Source organism: Pontibacter indicus, from assembly GCF_900156345.1.
GTDB lineage: Bacteria > Bacteroidota > Bacteroidia > Cytophagales > Hymenobacteraceae > Pontibacter > Pontibacter indicus.
The window spans coordinates 590552-607599 of record NZ_FTPP01000001.1 but is presented as its reverse complement, the minus strand read 5'-3'; the positions used below and the strand labels follow the sequence as shown (position 1 = coordinate 607599).

General features: G+C 50.7%; 15 protein-coding genes. 11 read left to right on the top strand and 4 right to left on the bottom strand.

What is annotated here, in order from left to right; all coding sequences use genetic code 11:
- Positions 1-101 precede the first annotated feature (101 nt).
- The 4 genes from B0B12_RS02615 to B0B12_RS02600 form a co-directional block, all read right to left on the bottom strand.
- Positions 102-1532 (bottom strand): TolC family protein, encoded by a 1431-nt coding sequence (locus B0B12_RS02615; RefSeq protein WP_076665937.1) that lies wholly within the window; start codon positions 1530-1532, stop codon positions 102-104.
- Complete coding sequence (locus B0B12_RS02610; protein WP_076665936.1) at positions 1525-4728, bottom strand: efflux RND transporter permease subunit; 3204 nt, start codon at positions 4726-4728, stop codon at positions 1525-1527. The genes B0B12_RS02615 and B0B12_RS02610 overlap by 8 nt, the downstream gene beginning before the upstream one ends.
- A gap of 24 nt (positions 4729-4752) precedes the next feature.
- Complete coding sequence (locus B0B12_RS02605) at positions 4753-5841, bottom strand: efflux RND transporter periplasmic adaptor subunit (RefSeq protein ID WP_076667613.1); 1089 nt, start codon at positions 5839-5841, stop codon at positions 4753-4755.
- A 221-nt stretch (positions 5842-6062) separates the two neighbouring features.
- On the bottom strand, positions 6063-6425 hold the full coding sequence (locus B0B12_RS02600) for a hypothetical protein (protein ID WP_139337756.1): 363 nt from the start codon (positions 6423-6425) through the stop codon (positions 6063-6065).
- A gap of 532 nt (positions 6426-6957) precedes the next feature.
- Between B0B12_RS02600 and B0B12_RS02595 the strand changes: the two genes are divergently transcribed.
- The 11 genes from B0B12_RS02595 to B0B12_RS02545 all read left to right on the top strand — a co-directional run bounded on the left by B0B12_RS02595 (position 6958) and on the right by B0B12_RS02545 (position 16978).
- On the top strand, positions 6958-8295 hold the full coding sequence (locus B0B12_RS02595) for an MBL fold metallo-hydrolase (RefSeq protein ID WP_076665934.1): 1338 nt from the start codon (positions 6958-6960) through the stop codon (positions 8293-8295).
- Positions 8296-8413: 118 nt separating this feature from the next.
- Positions 8414-9061: a Crp/Fnr family transcriptional regulator gene (locus B0B12_RS02590; RefSeq protein WP_076665933.1), complete on the top strand. Its 648-nt coding sequence runs from the start codon at positions 8414-8416 to the stop codon at positions 9059-9061.
- A 339-nt stretch (positions 9062-9400) separates the two neighbouring features.
- Positions 9401-10258, top strand: a complete 858-nt coding sequence (locus B0B12_RS02585) for a sulfite exporter TauE/SafE family protein (protein WP_076665932.1) — start codon at positions 9401-9403, stop codon at positions 10256-10258.
- A gap of 122 nt (positions 10259-10380) precedes the next feature.
- A complete protein-coding gene (locus B0B12_RS02580; protein WP_076665931.1) occupies positions 10381-11793 on the top strand; it encodes an MBL fold metallo-hydrolase in 1413 nt (470 codons plus the stop codon).
- Positions 11794-11955: 162 nt separating this feature from the next.
- Positions 11956-12288, top strand: coding sequence for a rhodanese-like domain-containing protein (locus B0B12_RS02575; RefSeq protein WP_076665930.1), 333 nt, complete (start codon positions 11956-11958; stop codon positions 12286-12288).
- An 88-nt stretch (positions 12289-12376) separates the two neighbouring features.
- Positions 12377-12934, top strand: coding sequence for a YeeE/YedE family protein (locus tag B0B12_RS02570; protein ID WP_076665929.1), 558 nt, complete (start codon positions 12377-12379; stop codon positions 12932-12934).
- 121 nt (positions 12935-13055) lie between these two features.
- Positions 13056-13469 carry a DUF6691 family protein gene (locus B0B12_RS02565; protein ID WP_076665928.1) on the top strand — a complete coding sequence of 138 codons (414 nt, stop codon included), beginning with the start codon at positions 13056-13058 and terminating at the stop codon, positions 13467-13469.
- A 90-nt stretch (positions 13470-13559) separates the two neighbouring features.
- Positions 13560-14822 carry an MFS transporter gene (locus B0B12_RS02560; protein ID WP_076665927.1) on the top strand — a complete coding sequence of 421 codons (1263 nt, stop codon included), beginning with the start codon at positions 13560-13562 and terminating at the stop codon, positions 14820-14822.
- Positions 14823-14877: 55 nt separating this feature from the next.
- Positions 14878-15240, top strand: coding sequence for a hypothetical protein (locus B0B12_RS20190; protein ID WP_076665926.1), 363 nt, complete (start codon positions 14878-14880; stop codon positions 15238-15240).
- A 151-nt stretch (positions 15241-15391) separates the two neighbouring features.
- Positions 15392-16288: a DoxX family membrane protein gene (locus tag B0B12_RS02550; protein ID WP_076667612.1), complete on the top strand. Its 897-nt coding sequence runs from the start codon at positions 15392-15394 to the stop codon at positions 16286-16288.
- A 60-nt stretch (positions 16289-16348) separates the two neighbouring features.
- The gene (locus B0B12_RS02545) at positions 16349-16978 is read left to right on the top strand and encodes a TlpA disulfide reductase family protein (RefSeq protein WP_076665925.1); all 630 of its coding nucleotides are present in this window, start codon (positions 16349-16351) and stop codon (positions 16976-16978) included.
- Positions 16979-17048 lie beyond the last annotated feature (70 nt).

The following is a 17048-nucleotide window of genomic DNA, read 5'->3' as shown; positions in this document are numbered from 1 at the left end:
ATGTTATAAACGACTCGAAATAACTTGCAGTTGTACGTGAAATATATTTTTTTTCAGGCACATCACATTCCGTCTAACGCTGCCTACACAGCACCAGTTTCTTACTGCCAGCCGCCACCAAGTGCCCGGTATACCTGCACTCTGGCGTTTAGCTGTTCTTTTTTCGTTTCAATCAGCTCAAACTTAGCTTCCAACGCTTCCCGCTGTGTCAGGAGCACTTCCATGTAATCGGCCCTGGCGGAAGAGAAGAGATCTTTCGAAATCGAAACCGACTGGTTGAGCGCCGCCACTTCCCTGGCTTTCAGGTCGTAGCTTTTCTCCAGGTTATCGATCTTGGACACCTGGTTCACTACTTCGATGTAGGCGTTCAGGATCGTTCGCTCGTAGTTGAACACCGCCTGCAGCTGCTTGGCATTGGCGCTGTAATAGCTGGCCTTCAGTGCATTTCGGTTGACCAAGGGAGCCGCCAGATCACCTGCCAGGGTATAGAGCAGGGACTCAGGATTAAGCAGAAAACTCGGGTTAAAGGCCTGGTAGCCTATACCTGCTGTGATGCCTACTGATGGATAAAACATCGCTTTGGCCACTTTTACGTCCAGTTTGGCAGCTGCCAACTCCAGCTCCGCCTGCTTGATATCTGGGCGATTGGCCAGCAGTTGGGTGGGTATACCTGCCTGCACCTTGGCGGGTGTCAGTTGCTCAAAGGCACCCTCGTTGCGAACGATCGGTTGCGGAAACCTGCCGACCAGAAAGTTGAGGTGGTTTTCGGTCTCGACGATCTGCTGCTGAATGTCGTACTGCAACCGCTGCGTATGCAGCAACTGCGCCTCAAACCTGCGCACGGCCAGTTCGGTCACACGGGTGGCTTCTTTCTGCACTTTCACAATGCGCAAAGCATTTTGCTGCAGGTCAATGTTCTGCTGCACGATTGCCAGTTCACTGTCGAGTGCCAGTAATTCGTAGTAGCCATCGGCTATCTCAGAGATCAGGTTCGTGACCATGAAGTTCCGTCCTTCCACCGAAGACAGGTAGCGGTACACCGCAGCTTTCTTGGCGTTGCGCAGCTTGTGCCACACGTCTACCTCCCAGGAAGCAAAGGCGCCTACCAGGAAATCGGGTACGGGCTCCGGCATGGCCCTGTCGCCTTCGATGTTGGTGTTGGCCACCATGGCGCCAATGTTGGTAAAGCGGCCTACTTTGTCCACCCCGGCGCCTGTCCGTATACCTACACTTGGCAAATATTCTCCTTTGCGGGTCCGCACCTCGTTTTTCGAAATCTCGATTTCCTGCAGCGTGATGTTTAGCTCCTGGTTGCGCTGCAGGGCTGTGTCGATCAGGGCGGCCAGGTTAGGGTCGGCGAAATAACTTCGCCAGCCCGCTGTGCCTGTGTTAGTGGTATCCTGCGAGTTTACGTAACTAGCAGGCACCGATCTGTTCTCTGTTTTTTGAATGGCCGATGGGGTCACACAGGCCGTCAGGCTCAAGGCCAGACAGGCCACCCCCAAGCCTTTATAGATGATTTTCTTAAGCATTGTACTCAACTTCTTCGGTTAAAAGTTCTTTCTCTTCCATGACCCCGAGCCCTTCTGTCAAAGGCGTTTCGTGTTCATGCCTGATCAGGTGACGACCGTCGGCCAGGTGCGCGAATATGTAGTACAGACCAGGCACAATGATGACACCGAAGATGGTACCGAACAGCATACCTCCGAGCGCAGAAGCCCCTATAGTGCGGTTACCGATGGCACCCGCGCCCGTCGCGATGATCAGCGGAATCAGACCTGCGATAAAGGCAAAGGACGTCATCAGGATCGGGCGGAAACGCACCTTGGCCCCTTCGATGGCAGCATCAAAAATAGTGGCTCCCTCCTGCCGCTTCTGCACGGCAAACTCTACGATCAGCACGGCGTTCTTACCGAGCAGACCGATCAGCATGATCAGCCCCACCTGGGCGTAGATGTTGTTTTCGAGTCCCATCAGCTGCAGTACCAGAAACGAACCGAATACCCCGACAGGCAGGGAGAACACGACTGCCAGCGGAATGATAAAGCTCTCGTACTGGGCCGCCAGGACGAAGTACACGAACACCACCACGATCAGGAACACGTAAAGCGCCTCGTTACCCTTGCTCGCCTCGTCGTACGACAGGCCTTCCCAGGCAATATCGTAGCCATTTGGCAGGGTCTCTTTAGCTACTTCCTGCACCGCCTGAATGGCATCGGCCGTGGTATAACCTTTGGCTGGAAGCCCTTGGATGGCGGAAGAGTTGTAGAGGTTGAATCGCATGACCTCATTCGGCCCCTGTGTTTTCTTCAGCTTCATGAAAGCCGAGTACGGTACCATCTCGCCCTGGTCGTTGCGAACGTAAAGCTTCATCACATCTGAAGGTAGTCTTCTGAATTGAGGATCGGACTGCACGTATACCTTAAAGAACTGGTTGAATTTGATAAAGCCCTGCTCGTAAGTACTGCCGATCAGAATGTTCAGGTTCTCCATGGCCGTCTCAATCGACACGCCCTTTTGCATGGCCAGCTTGTTGTCAATCTGCAGTTCGTACTGCGGATAGTTGGCCGCAAAGAATGTGAACAGACCTGTCAGCTCCTTTCGCTTGCGCAGGTTGTCCATGAACTCCTGGTTCACCTTGTCGAACTCGTGGTAATCGGTCTCGGAGTTTTTGTCGAGCAAGCGCATGGAGAAACCGCCCGACGAACCGAAACCAGGGATTGCCGGTGGCTCGAAGAACTCCACCACAGCACCTAGGCCATGCGATTTTTCCTCCAGCTCTTCCATGATCTCCTTCACGTTGTGGTGACGTTCTGACCAGCGCTTCAGGTTGATCAGACAGGTACCTGCGTTCGAGCCCCTGCCCTCGGTCATGATCTCGTAACCCGCCAGCGAGGACACCGACTCCACGCCATCTATCTCTTCGCATATCTTCTGCAGCCGCTGCGACACCTCGTTGGTTTTCTCCAGGGTAGAGCCTGGAGGCGTCTGGATGATGGCGTAGATGGTTCCCTGGTCTTCGTTCGGGATAAAACCGGACGGCAGCACCTGGTTCTGCACGAAAATGGCAGCGCCAAATGCCAGTAGGATCGCAAAAGTCAGCCATTTGCGGCTCACCATGTGCCGCAGCAAACCCACATACTTGCCCGTCAGTTTATCAAACCCACGGTTAAAGCTATCGAGCGACCTGGTAAGGATGTTTTGCTTCTTCTGATGGCCGTGGTGGTTCTTGAGCAACATGGCGCACAACACAGGCGTGAGGGTAAGGGCCACCAGCGCCGAAATCACAATAGAACTCGCCATGGTGATGGAGAACTGGCGGTAAAAAGTACCCACCGGACCCGACATGAACGAGATTGGCAGGAACACTGCCACCATCACGGCCGTGATCGCGATAATAGCCCCACTGATCTCACCCAGCACTTTTTTCACGGCGTTGTATGGCGACAGGTGCGGCTCTTCCTCCATTTTGGCATGAACGGCCTCCACCACCACAATCGCGTCGTCGACCACTATACCAATTGCCAGTACCAATGCAAAGAGTGTCACTAGGTTGATAGACAGCCCAAAGAACTGAATCACAAAAAAGGCGCCCACCAGCGACACAGGCACGGCCAGAATCGGGATTAGCGTCGAGCGCCAGTCGCCCAGGAAGATGAACACCACAATGGCCACCAGGATAAAGGCGTCGCGCAAGGTATGGATCACCTGTTCGATAGATGCATCGAGAAACTGCGACACGTCGTAGCTGATCTTATAGTCCATACCTGGCGGGAAGTAGGGACGCATTTCCTCCAACTGTGACTTCACGTCGGCAATCACGTCGCTGGCGTTGCTCCCGTAGTTCTGCTTTAGCACGATCGCCGCCGACGGGCGTCCGTCCAGGTTCGAGTAAATGTCGAAGAATTCGCTGCCCAGCTCAACTGTGGCAATGTCCTTCAGATGGATGATCTCGCCCTCGGCGTTGGCCCGCACAATGATGCCCTCGTATTCCTCTGGTTTGTTATACCTGCCTTTGTAGGTGAGCACATACTCCAGCGACTGCGCTGCTATACCTGAACTTTGGCCTAAACGACCCGGACGACCGATGATACTCTGCTCCTCCAATGCCTTCATCACCTCATCTGACGAAATGTTGTAGGCGCGCATGCGGTCAGGATTGAGCCAGATACGCATGGCATAGCGGCGGCTACCCAAAATCTGTGCCCGCGCCACGCCTTTGATGCGCTGTATTTCCGGGATCATCTTCACAGTGGCATAGTTGAAGAGGAACTTCTCGTCCATGCTCTCATTTTTGGAGTAGAGGTTCACGTACATCAGCATACTCGGCTGCACGGGCGTAATCACCACCCCTTCGCGCTGTACCAGTTCTGGCAAGAGCGGCATCACCTGGTCTACTCGGGTCTTTACCCGCACCACGGCATCATTGGGGTCAGTGCCTGGCTCAAAAATGATGCGTAGTGTGGCCTCTCCCGCACTGGTGGCATCGGTAGCGATGTAGCGCATGCCCTCCACCCCGTTGATGGCCTGTTCGAGCGTAATCAGGGTCGAGTTTACCAGCACATCGGCACTGGAACCCGGGTAGGCGATAAAGATATTGACCGTAGTAGGTGCAATGTCGGGGAACTGGGAAATAGGCAGCTTTTTAATGGCCAGCGTGCCCACAAAAACGATCATGACCGATATCACAATCGCGAATACGGGCCTGTGTATGAATTTACTAAACATGTTTTTGGCTTTTAAATTACCTGGCTACTCGGCATACAGGTCTAACTGTGTGAGCACGGTAGCAGGCGCTACGAATTGGGAGTTGATCTTTTCGTTCTCGCGCACCAGACGCAGGCCTTCCAGCAGGATCTTGTCATTTTCCTGCAGGCCCTTCTGTACCACGTAGATGTGCGGTATTTCGGCCTCAATCGTGATTTCGCGGGAGCGCAACACATTGTCCTTGTCCAGTACATAAACATATTTCTTGTCCAGTACTTCGTAAGTGGCTTTCTGCGGAATCAGCAGCACATCTTGGAGCGGGATCGCCATGCGGATATTGCCTGTTTCGCCGTGTCGGAGCAGGCCCTCGGGGTTCGGGAAAGTAGCCCGAAAGGCAATGTTGCCCGTTTCATGGTTAAAATCGGCCTGAATGGTCTCGACCACACCCTGGTGGGCGAAGAGCTGGTTGTTGGCCATCAGCAAGCTCACGTTAGCAGCCTGACCCTGCTCCGTTTTGGTTTTATAATCCAGGTACTCAGCTTCGGGCACGTTGTAGTATACCCACATTTTGCTGTTATCTGACAGCGAAGAAAGCAATTCTCCCTCTTCCAGCAGGCTCCCCTCTCTTACATGGAAACGGTCAACGATACCATCAAAAGGAGCTCTGATTTCGGTAAACTGCAGGTGTGCCTGTGCCAGGGCAACATCAGCCTTGGCCTTGTCCCATTTGGCTTTGGCCATTGCCAGTTCGTTGGGCGACACAATGTTGCCGTCTGCCAGTTTTTTGGTGTTCTCGTACTCTATTCGGGCGAAACTGGCTTCGGATTGTGCTTTCAGCAGCTCCGCCTCGTACAGATTCGGCATGATCTTGAACAGGAGCTGCCCTTTTTTCACCAGCTGCCCTTCGTCTACATAGATCTTCTGCAGGTAGCCTCTTTCCTGAGCCCTGAGTTCGATGTGGCGAATCGCATGCACCTGGCTAACATAGTCTTCGGTGATGGTCGTGTCCATTTTCATCGGGCTTGTGACCAGGTACTTGGTATGGGCTTCTTCTACTTTTTCTCCTTTTGAGTCTGTACAACCGGATTGGCACAGCAAGGCACACGATCCCATAAGCATGAGAAAGCTCTTCATGATTTTCATGATGTTATTGACTAAATAGCTATTGATGGATGGAATAATCTAATAGGTATGTATCAAACAGATACACAGCAACACCTGCATAGCCTGGGCTATGGGATGCGGCAGAAATAAAAAGTTGGGGATAGGTAGTATGGCTCTACAAGCCAGGAAACGGCAAAACATAGAGCAATTGCTGCACATGGAGAAGGCAGCCTACCGGAAAGGAAAAGGGCTTATAATCGGAATACGGAGTGCAGGAGGTAGACAGCAGGCAGCCTGTCTTTGATGGCTGCGCCGTAATGCACTAGAAAATGCTTGTTAACCAGCTCAAAATCAGGCTGGTAGGTATAGAAAAGGGAACTGCCGTCTAAAAGCGACAAGTAAAGGGGCGGTACATCATCCTCCTCGTGCTCTTTGTTTACCTGCAGTACCTGTACCTCAAGAGAAGATTTCTTCAGCACCTGCTGACCGGCATGGTCAGGCACTGTGCCATCGGTGACATTTGATGAATTGATGACCGCCGCAGCAATAGCATAACCACCTGATAGATTCAGGCAGGTAAAGCTAATAAGCAGAAGCAACAGAATTCTTTTCACAAAAGGAGTCTAATCAGTGAGTGGACAGCCGCAAAGGTATATGGAATTGTTGGAATCAAATACATACCCCGACAATAAAATTAATGCAAAAAATTTCAGGTACACTCCGACTTTGTAATTATAGTCACTAAAGAAGCTGCGCGTGAGGTCGATTTTTGTATCGTTAATGAATTTAAGTCATGATGCAGCGACTCTGTAACGAACGAATAGCTCCACAGGTAAAAGCAGGTATACCGCCCGGCTAAACCAGTACTCGATGGTTGAGTCTTCCTCCTGCTTTATGTAGTCGGAGCTTGCCCTGATATCTCCATCCCGTTGAAGGACATATAAACAACACTCATTTTCACAACCTCAATTTTGTATCTCAGCTGACTTTCAAGGTATAACGAGCTCAAAATAAGAACATTTTACCCGTGATTAACGCTTTGTGACTTACATCACTGTGTGCCGGCAACGTATACTTTAATTTTGTATCAGAAATCAGAAATGCATCTCAGGTTTCTGAAAACATAAAAAGTAAAACCCAAAACCCATGAAAATAGAACAGTTCGTAGACAAAGGCTTAGCGCATTACGCGTATGCCATCCTAAATGAAAAAACAGGTGAAATTGTGTTGGTTGATCCGGCGCGTGATCCGCAGCCTTACTACGATTATGCCGAGCAGCATAATGCCAAAATCGTTGGGGTGATCGAAACACACCCGCACGCTGACTTTGTGAGTTCGCATTTGGAGATTCACGAAAAAACAGGTGCGACTATTTATGCCCACAGCCTGGTAGGCGCAGATTATCCGCATACTGCTTTCGACGAAGGCGATGTGCTGGAGATCGGTGAGATAAAACTGAAGTCGTTGCACACACCGGGCCATTCGCCGGATAGCATCAGCGTTGTGCTGGAGCAAGAAGGCAAAGACATAGCGGTATTTACAGGCGATACGCTCTTCATCGGTGACGTGGGTCGTCCGGACCTACGGGAGAGTGCCGGCAATGTGACGGCCAAACGCGAGGAACTCGCCCGCCAGATGTACCACAGCACCCGCGGAAAGCTGATGAAGCTGGACGACGCTGTGTTGGTATACCCGGCGCACGGGGCCGGTTCGCTTTGCGGTAAAGGTTTAAGTAGCGCCAACAGCAGCACCATCGGGGCCGAGAAAAGAAGCAACTACGCGCTGCAGGACATGAGCGAAGATCAATTTGTGAAAGTGCTCACCGAAGACCAGCCGTTTATACCTAAATACTTCGGCTACGATGTGGGACTGAACAAGCAAGGCGCTCCGTCTTACCAGCCAAGCCTGGACAAAGTGAAGAGACTGGAGAAAAACCATAAGCCGAGCGGTGGTGCTCTGATCGTGGATAGTCGCAGCGAGAAAGTCTTCAAAAAAGGACACCTCGAAGGTGCGATCAACATCCAGAACGGTGGCAAGTTCGAAACCTGGCTGGGCAGCATTGTCGGTCCGAACGAGCGCTACTACCTGATCGCTGAAACTGAAGACGAACTGAATGACCTGATCCAGAAAGCTTCTAAAATCGGTTATGAATTGCTGATCGAAGGAGCCTTTGTGCAGACCGAGGCTGGCAAAGAAAAATCTGCCGAGATGAATGTAGCGGAGTTCAGAGAAAACCAGGACCAGTTCACCATTGTGGACGTTCGCAATGTCTCGGAAGTAAAGGGTGGCAAATTCTTTTCAAACTCCATTAACATTCCACTGCCAGAGTTGCGTGAGCGTGCCAGGGAAATTCCGACCGACAAACCGGTTGTGGTGCACTGCGCGGCAGGCTACCGTTCGGCGGCAGGCAGCAGCATTGTGGAGGCCGCCTTGCCAAACACTAAAGTGCTTGACCTGAGCGAAGCTGTAAACGACTTTAAATAAGCCTTTTATAAATTAATTATGACCAGTGCGGGTACTCATAGTGCCTGCACTGGTTTTTTGCTTTAAACTTGCCATACCTTAAAACCTATCCTAACCTATACGACACGTATACTAAAATATGGAAATATCACAGAAAGAAGCTATCCTTCAACAGTTCCCCCAATTTGAGCAAACTCTCCTCGACGAAATACTGACGCACAGCACCATCAAACAGGTTGAAGAAGGCGAAGAAGTGATGCGTACCGGGCAGTACATTCGCTCCACCGTCCTGCTCCTGAGCGGGCTGCTCAAGGTATACCGCGAGGACGACGAAGGCAATGAGTTTCTGATGTATTACCTGGAGCCGGGCAATGCCTGCGCCCTATCCATGATGTGTACCGCCCGTGACGAGCAGAGCCAAATCATGGCCAAAGCCGTCACCGTGGCAGAGGTCATCCTGATTCCCTCCCACCTGTCGGAACAATGGCTGGCCAAGTATAAGAGCTGGCACAATTTTGTCATTGCCTCCTACCGCCAGCGCTTCGAAGAGCTCCTGCAAACCCTCGACAGCATTGCCTTTAAAGGCCTCGACGAGCGTCTCTTGTTCTACCTCAAGCGCCACGTGAAAGTGAGTGGCAAAGAGATCCGCCTCTCCCACCAACAGATCGCCCTCGAGCTCAACAGCTCCCGCGAAGTGATCTCCCGCCTCCTCAAAAAACTAGAGCAATCCGGCGCCATCACCCTGCACAGAAATTTTATTGAAGTACATGATCTGGAGGTAGTCTAATAAGTTAGAAAGTTTGGAAGGTAGAAAGGTAGAAAGTTCGGGTTTCGCACGGACAGGTCGCGACCTGTCCGTGCGAAAAGCTGTTCTATGCAACAGGAAGGTATAAATTCTGAATTACTTAAAAGATATAATTCTTGCTTGTGATTATCCGCACATAAATAAACTACCCTCCACTTTTTAATAGAAAGACCATAACAATCAGTTTCATTTGTCATCCTGAAAGGATCTTGGTAGCATTTAGTTTAAGCTCAACCTTCCTCCCTTAAGTGATTCTAGTCACTGAAGTCCTTTGAAAGCCGCTATACCTTTGTGTTGTTAAAATCATAAATTTATCACTCAATGGAAATACTAGGTTATATAGCGGCCCTGCTGATCGGGCTTTCTCTCGGTTTGATTGGTGGTGGTGGCTCTATTCTGACAGTGCCGGTACTGGTATACCTCATCGGTTTGAGCCCCGTTATCTCTACCGCCTACTCACTCTTTATTGTGGGTTTGACCAGTCTGGTGGGCTCTTACAAATTCTACAAAAACGGGCTGGTCAGCATGAAGACAGCCATCGTGTTTGGTATACCTTCTATCGTTGCCGTATACCTCACGCGCCGTTACCTGGTGCCGGCTATACCTGAAGAGATCTTCTCGGTGGGCGATTTCATGGTAACCAAAGGCATTATGCTGATGTTACTTTTCGCCGGACTGATGGTGTTTGCCTCCATCAGCATGATCAGGAAAAAGAAAACTCCTGCCACATCTGAAGCCGTGGACATGGTGGACGAAAACATCGACACAGAGATTGATGTGGAAGGAAACGGCACCCCCCACCCGAAACCAAAATTCAACTACGCCGGCATTCTGGCCGAAGGTCTGGTGGTGGGTACGCTCACCGGTCTGGTAGGAGCAGGCGGTGGCTTCCTGATTATTCCTGCGCTGGTGCTCTTCAGTAAACTCGACATGAAAATGGCCGTAGGTACTTCCCTTCTGATCATCGCAGCTAAGTCACTTTTCGGTTTTATCGGCGACATATTCAACTACGAAATCGACTGGATGTTCCTGGGTATTTTCTCAGCCATCTCCATTGCTGGTATCTTCGTGGGCACTTACCTTTCCGCCAAAATCCACGCCGACAAACTCAAAACCGCTTTTGGTTGGTTCGTCCTGGTGATGGGTGTTTATATCATCGGAAAAGAGCTTTTCTTCTAAAAAAATGTACCAGCGTGACCTAAGTCACTGTATCGCGCAAATAATATACTGATATTTGTAGTGTCATCGGATAAGAAGTGACAACAGAAAACAGAAACGAAAGAACTCATAACCCTATACCCATGAAAGTAGAACAGATCTATACAGGTTGCCTGGCACAAGGCGCATACTACATCGAAAGCGATGGCGAAGTCGCCATCATCGACCCGCTTCGGGAGGTAAAACCTTACATCGAAAAGGCTGAAAAGGCCAATGCCAAAATCAAATATGTACTGGAGACGCACTTCCACGCCGACTTCGTCTCAGGTCACCTGGATTTGGCAAAAGCCACTGGCGCCCAGATCGTTTTCGGACCAAATGCCCAGCCTACTTTTGCAGCGCATATCGCCACTGACGGCGAAGAGTTGAAGCTTGGCAACGTGACCATCAAGGTGCTGCACACACCGGGTCACACAATGGAGTCAACGACCTATTTGCTCATCGACGAGAACGGAAAAGAAACAGCTATCTTCTCAGGCGACACGCTCTTTATCGGCGATGTGGGTCGTCCGGACCTGGCAGTAAAGTCTGACCTGACAGAGGAACAACTCGCTGAGCACCTGTTCGATTCGCTGCGCAGCAAGATTATGACTTTGCCGGATGATGTAGTGGTATACCCGGCGCACGGTGCCGGTTCGGCCTGCGGCAAAAACATGAGCAAAGAGACAAGTGACCTGCTCGGGAACCAGAAGAAGACCAACTACGCCCTGCGTGCCGACATGACCAAAGAAGAATTTGTGAAAGAGGTAACCGACGGTTTGCTGCCTCCTCCAGGCTATTTTCCGATGAACGTGAAGATGAACAAGGAAGGCTACGCGAACATTGACGAGGTACTGGCAAAAGGTCAGCAGGCGCTTTCACCGGACGCCTTTGAGGCGGCTGTGAACGAAACGGGTGCGCTGGTGCTCGATACACGCAAACCAGAAACTTTCGCTGCCGGATTTGTACCTAACTCGATCAACATTGGCATCGACGGCAACTTTGCTCCCTGGATCGGCGCTTTAATTCCGGATATCCAGCAGCCTATTCTGTTCATTGCCGACGAAGGCCGTGAAGAGGAAGTAGTGACCCGGCTGGCCCGCGTAGGCTACGACTTTGCGCTGGGTTACCTCAAAGGCGGACTCGAAGCATGGAAAGCTGCTGGCAAGAAAGTAGACACCATCAAGTCCATTTCTGCTGCTGCGTTTGCTGCCGATTACGCAAAAGATAACAGCATCAAAGTAGTGGATGTGCGCAAGCCAGGCGAGTTCCAGGCCGAGCACGTAGAAACAGCGCAGCACGCTCCGCTCGACTACCTCAACGATCACCTGGCCGAGTTGCCGAAAAACGAGGACATGTACATCCACTGTGCCGGTGGCTATCGCTCCATGATCGCAGCTTCTATCCTGAAGGCAAGAGGCTTTGACAACGTGATCAACGTGGAAGGAGGCTACAAAGCCATCTCTGAAACTGACATACCTAGAACGGCTTATGTATGCCCTTCTACCTTAAAATAAAATGGTTTAGTATTTTGATTAAATGCAACGGGGTCGGTCAATAGCCGACCCCGATTTTTTAGAAAAAAAGCTAAGCGTGACCAAAGTCACTGAACCTGTTTTATCCTACCTGTACCTTTGTATAGTAATTTAAAACAGAACCAACATTAAACGCATAAAGCCATGTTCAATACCTTTAAATCCACTCCAAAGAACTACGAAAACCTGGACGGAAAATCATTCAAAACACAATTCCAGAACGCTGATAATGCCGAGCTGCTCGATGTGCGCACAGCTGGTGAGTTTGCCTCTGGCACCATCAAAGGCGCCAGGAACCTGGACGTAACCACAGGCCAGTTCCAGAACGCACTGAAGTCGCTAGACAAAAACAAAGCGTACTTTGTGTTCTGCCGTAGCGGCAACCGCAGCGGTTCTGCCTGCGACCTGATGAGCGCGCAAGGCTTTAAGTGTTACAACCTGGCGGGCGGTATCGATGCTTGGCCAAACAAAAATTAAAATCTAAGGGCAGAGCCGGAAGGGGCACGCGACCTCGCCCCTTCCCTGCCTATCTCTCTTTATCACCAAATATTAAATTGACCTAAAAATGTTAGAGTTCATAAGCCAACCATGGCCCTGGTATACCTCGGGTATCGTGATCGCTTTTATCATGGTGCTGCTGTTGTTTTTCGGTAAGTCGTTCGGTTTTTCGTCGAACCTGCGCGTGATTTGTTCAGCCTGCGGTGCTGGTAAAAAGCTTAAGTTCTTCGATTATGATTGGCGTGCCCAGACCTGGAACCTGTTGTTTCTGGTAGGTGCCATCATCGGCGGTTTTATCGCAGCGGAGTTTCTTTCTTCCGGCGAGCCGGTGCAAATCTCACAGGCTACGATCCAAGACTTGCAGCAACTCGGAATTTCTGCTCCTGACGGCATGCAGCCTTCAGAGATCTTCAGCCTGAGCGCTGCCTTCACCCTCAAAGGATTCCTGATTCTGCTGCTGGGCGGATTCGCGATAGGATTCGGTGCGCGCTACGCAGGAGGCTGTACTTCGGGTCACGCCATCAGTGGTATCTCCAACCTGCAGCTTCCCTCCCTCATCGCCGTGATCGGCTTCTTCATCGGCGGACTGATCACCACGTTTGTGCTGCTACCATTAATTTTATAATGTGTAGTTATTAATGAATAATGATTAATTATTTCTCTCAGTGAGCATATTATATAATACGTCATTATTCATTCCTGATTACTCATTATTCATTCGTCATTAATCATTATTAATAAGAATCGTGAAAAGTATAAAATTTATAATAGCCGGTATTTTGTTCGGCATCGTGATGAGTAAGTCGGAGGCGATTTCGTGGTATCGTATTCAGGAGATGTTCCGCTTCCAGGACTTCCACATGTATGGCATTATCGGAACAGCTGTGGTGCTGGGTACCATTGCCACTTTTGTGATCAAGAAGTTCAAGCTGCGCGATATTCAGGGCAACCCGATCGTATTCACGCCCAAGGAAAAGTCTGTTTCTCGCTACCTTATTGGCGGTACTATTTTCGGTTTGGGTTGGGCGCTCACTGGTGCCTGCCCGGGTCCGATGTTTGTGAACGTGGGCTTCAGCTACTGGGCGATATTTATCGCCATAGCAGGTGCGTTATCCGGTACCTATGTGTATGGCGCTATCAAAGACAGACTGCCTCACTAAAAAAGAATTTGGCTAAAAGTTGAGTGTTTGCTGAAAGTCGCTTGCCCCAGGCGGTGGCTTTCATGCAACTCTCTAAAAAATTGAAAGACCATGTCAACAAACGAAACAAAACTGGGCTTGAGAGAGAACGCAATGCAGTTCTGGCTGCTGGTGCTCATCAACGGTTTCGTGGGTGCCATGGTCGGACTGGAGCGCTCTGTGATCCCGGAGTTTGCCGAAACGGTTTTCGGTATCAGCGGGCACACGGCGCTTCTGTCATTTATCGTGGCCTTTGGTCTGGCCAAGTCCATCGCCAACATGATGATGGGTCGCCTGACCAGCAGATTTACCCGCAAGCAACTGCTGCTCATCGGCTGGCTCTTTGCGCTTCCGGTTCCGTGGCTGTTACTGTATGCTACCAACTGGTGGTGGGTGATCTTTGCAAACCTGCTGCTGGGTATAAACCAGGGCCTGGCCTGGTCTGCCACGGTGGTGATGAAGATCGACCTGGTGGGTGAAAAGAACCGCGGGCTGGCCATGGGCATCAATGAATTTGCCGGTTACCTGGCCGTGGGTTTGGTGGCCTTCCTGGCTGGCTACATCGCCTCTTCTACCGGTGAGGTCACGTACGCTTTTATTCCAGGTATAGCCTTCTCCCTTATCGGTCTGCTCCTCACCTGGTTTTTCGTGCGCGACACGCATGCCCACGTCAAAACCGAAACAGCACAGACCAGCATTCCACTTTTGCGAAACGTCTGGAAAGATACGACCTGGCGCCATGCCAACCTGGGATCTGTCACTTTGAGCGGATTTGTGAACAACATGAACGACGGCATCCTGTGGGGCTTGCTGCCAGTACTGCTGATGAGCAAGGGCTATACCCTGCATCAGGTCGGACTGCTGGCTGGTGTTTATCCGGCGGTTTGGGGCCTTGGGCAACTGGTAACAGGCCGACTCGGGGATGTGCTTTGCAAGAAACAGTTGCTGAGTGTAGGTATGATGTTGCAAGGTATAGCCATTGGCGTCCTGTTCTTCAGTCAGGCCTATGCGTTGGTGATTGCGGCACTTGTGCTGCTGGGAGCCGGAACTGCCTTGGTATACCCAAATTTCCTGTCGGTGGTGGCGGAGAACACGCATCCGGAACAGCGCCCACAGAGTCTGGGCATTTTCCGGTTCTGGCGCGACTTTGGTTATGTGGCTGGGGCCGTGGTAGCCGGCGTGTTTAGCGATCTTTTTGGTGTGGAATTTGTACTGTTGGGCACAGCCATCCTGACCATTGGAGCAGGCATACTGTCCGAATTTCGTATGTGCTGCACCAAAAAGCTGCTTTGGCATAGTGCTGAATGCGGGACAAACTTGGTGGCCAGAACTTAAAATGGTAAATTTACGAGAGAACGCGCCAGTTATAACTGCTGCTAACCTATAAACAATGAAGCATACGCTGCTCCTACTTTTAAGCACAATCCTCTTCCTCTTCACACTGGCGCAACCTCAAAAGCCAGTGAACGGGTTTGCCTGCGCGGTTAAAAGTGAGTTAAAAGCAGCCACGAATCACCAGAAGTTCAAGCGGCCATGCGCTAAAAAATGCCTCAAACACCAGACTCATTCTGAGCGGAAAGGCTCCGCCAATGTTACTCTTGAGTGTGGTCAGCAGCTGTACGCCGTGGTGGCTGACGGACAATCGGATGCGAATGTAAGCGCCGCTGTCAGAAAGCAGCTTTTCCGTTCCGTTCAGCGCAAGCACTTGCCGCCCAACCTGGGTACTGACCCCGACCCTCCGAGATTTTCTTGACATTTTACATGCATCATGCTGACACAGCCAGTACAGACCGGGTTTGCTCAAATTGCTATACCTGTTCCATCGCTGTGCCCTTTCAGCCTGTCAGCGCAACAAGTTTACGCGCTGGTGCAGCTACTATTATTTCAAGAAAAAAATCTCAATCATGGAAAATAATCCTTCCCAAAAAATATCATTCCTCGTGCTACGCGTCATGGGTAGCCTGATTTTTATAATGGCTGGCTTCAACCACCTGCTGCAAACTGCCGCTGCTACTGCCAGACTCGAAAAAGCTACCTTTGCACAACTCGCTACCTGGATCGCGCCGCCCGACACACTGATCATTTTGTCTGGTGTGGGCCTGGTGGTTGGCGGCTTTCTGCTGCTGACTGGCTTTAAAACCAGAATGGCGGCAGGTATGCTACTGGCCATTCTCGTTCCGATCACAGTCACCGTACAGGTTGGCGCCGAAGGCTCTGGCCCCCTGTTTAAGAACATTGCCCTAATTGGATTGCTACTATTTTTCACCGTGAACGGCGCCGTCTATTACGGACTGGACCAGTCACTTTTCCAGAATAAACAGCTGAAATCAAACTTAAAGCCTAAATTGAAAAGAAATTACGTAGCCGCGCTGGCACTCGGTCTGATGACGTTCTTAGGATCATGCACAACGGGTACCACCTTGGCCCAAAGCACTGCCTCAGCAGAAACTGAGACAAATGCCGATGGAAAAAAATACGCGGTCCTGATCTCCCAGCCCAACCACCTGAAAGCTGCGGTGAACACAGCCGAAACCATCACAAGAGAAAGCCGCTACCAGCGCGAACGTTTTGTGGTGATGGCCTGTGGCAAGTCCGTAGAAGCCTTTGTGAAAGGCAGCGGTATGGAGCAGGAGTTTGAGAAAGGCAAAGCAGCCGGCATCACTTACAAGGTATGCGGAATGTCGCTCAAGCAGTTCAACATCGATGCCGGTTCGCTAGTGGCTGGCGTGGAAATAATTCCGAACGGTCTGACCTATATGTTTGAACTGCAGGCGGAAGGCTACACCACCGTGGAATTGTAAGTACGGCAAGCATCAAAACGAACTTTTACGAAGTCATCTGACTTAACAAATAAGCACATTATGAACAAGAAGAAATTTTCAATTAAGAACATACCGGGCTGGGTTGTGACGCTGGCCATTTTTGGTGTCTTATACCTGACGGGACTGCACACGGAAGCCATTGGGCAAGTGCAGCGCATTTTGCTGGCAACCGGCATCAAAAATGCAGATGTCCCTGCTATCGATGAAGTGTCTACAAACCCAGAGGCTGCTACCTATACCTCAGCCGGAGCACCCATGGCTGGTGCCGGATTCAAAATGGTAGACTTAAACGGCAAAACAGTAGCATTTGAAAGCCTGAAGGGAAAGGTCATTTTTCTGAACATCTGGGCGACTTGGTGTCCGCCCTGCATTGCCGAGATGCCCAACATCCACAGCCTCTACAAAAAAATGGACCCGAACAAAGTGGCCTTTGTGATGCTGTCGGTAGACGAAGGCGGTATGGGCAAGGTGAAGAAGTTCATCGACAAGAAAGGCTATACCTTCCCGGTGTACATGCCCGCCAGTCAGTTTCCGCAGGAGTTCTATAGCACGGCCATCCCTACCACCTTCATCATTTCGCCGGATGGCAAGATCGTAGCCAAACAGGAAGGTATGGCGGAGTATGACACGAAAGAGGTGCGCGAGTTTCTGATGGGCCTGGCGAAATAAAGGATCAGAATAAGCTGGCAGCGCAATGGGTTGCCAGCTTATTTTTTATGCTTATTTTGTACCACCAGCC

Bases quoted from the DNA above. Each gene is read 5' to 3' on its own strand.
- B0B12_RS02615 (WP_076665937.1), bottom strand. From the start codon at position 1,532: ATGCTTAAGAAAATCATCTATAAAGGCTTGGGGGTGGCCTGTCTGGCC.
- B0B12_RS02610 (WP_076665936.1), bottom strand. From the start codon at position 4,728: ATGTTTAGTAAATTCATACACAGGCCCGTATTCGCGATTGTGATATCG.
- B0B12_RS02605 (WP_076667613.1), bottom strand. From the start codon at position 5,841: ATGAAGAGCTTTCTCATGCTTATGGGATCGTGTGCCTTGCTGTGCCAA.
- B0B12_RS02595 (WP_076665934.1), top strand. From the start codon at position 6,958: ATGAAAATAGAACAGTTCGTAGACAAAGGCTTAGCGCATTACGCGTAT.
- B0B12_RS02590 (WP_076665933.1), top strand. From the start codon at position 8,414: ATGGAAATATCACAGAAAGAAGCTATCCTTCAACAGTTCCCCCAATTT.
- B0B12_RS02585 (WP_076665932.1), top strand. From the start codon at position 9,401: ATGGAAATACTAGGTTATATAGCGGCCCTGCTGATCGGGCTTTCTCTC.
- B0B12_RS02580 (WP_076665931.1), top strand. From the start codon at position 10,381: ATGAAAGTAGAACAGATCTATACAGGTTGCCTGGCACAAGGCGCATAC.
- B0B12_RS02575 (WP_076665930.1), top strand. From the start codon at position 11,956: ATGTTCAATACCTTTAAATCCACTCCAAAGAACTACGAAAACCTGGAC.
- B0B12_RS02570 (WP_076665929.1), top strand. From the start codon at position 12,377: ATGTTAGAGTTCATAAGCCAACCATGGCCCTGGTATACCTCGGGTATC.
- B0B12_RS02560 (WP_076665927.1), top strand. From the start codon at position 13,560: ATGTCAACAAACGAAACAAAACTGGGCTTGAGAGAGAACGCAATGCAG.
- B0B12_RS20190 (WP_076665926.1), top strand. From the start codon at position 14,878: ATGAAGCATACGCTGCTCCTACTTTTAAGCACAATCCTCTTCCTCTTC.
- B0B12_RS02550 (WP_076667612.1), top strand. From the start codon at position 15,392: ATGGAAAATAATCCTTCCCAAAAAATATCATTCCTCGTGCTACGCGTC.
- B0B12_RS02545 (WP_076665925.1), top strand. From the start codon at position 16,349: ATGAACAAGAAGAAATTTTCAATTAAGAACATACCGGGCTGGGTTGTG.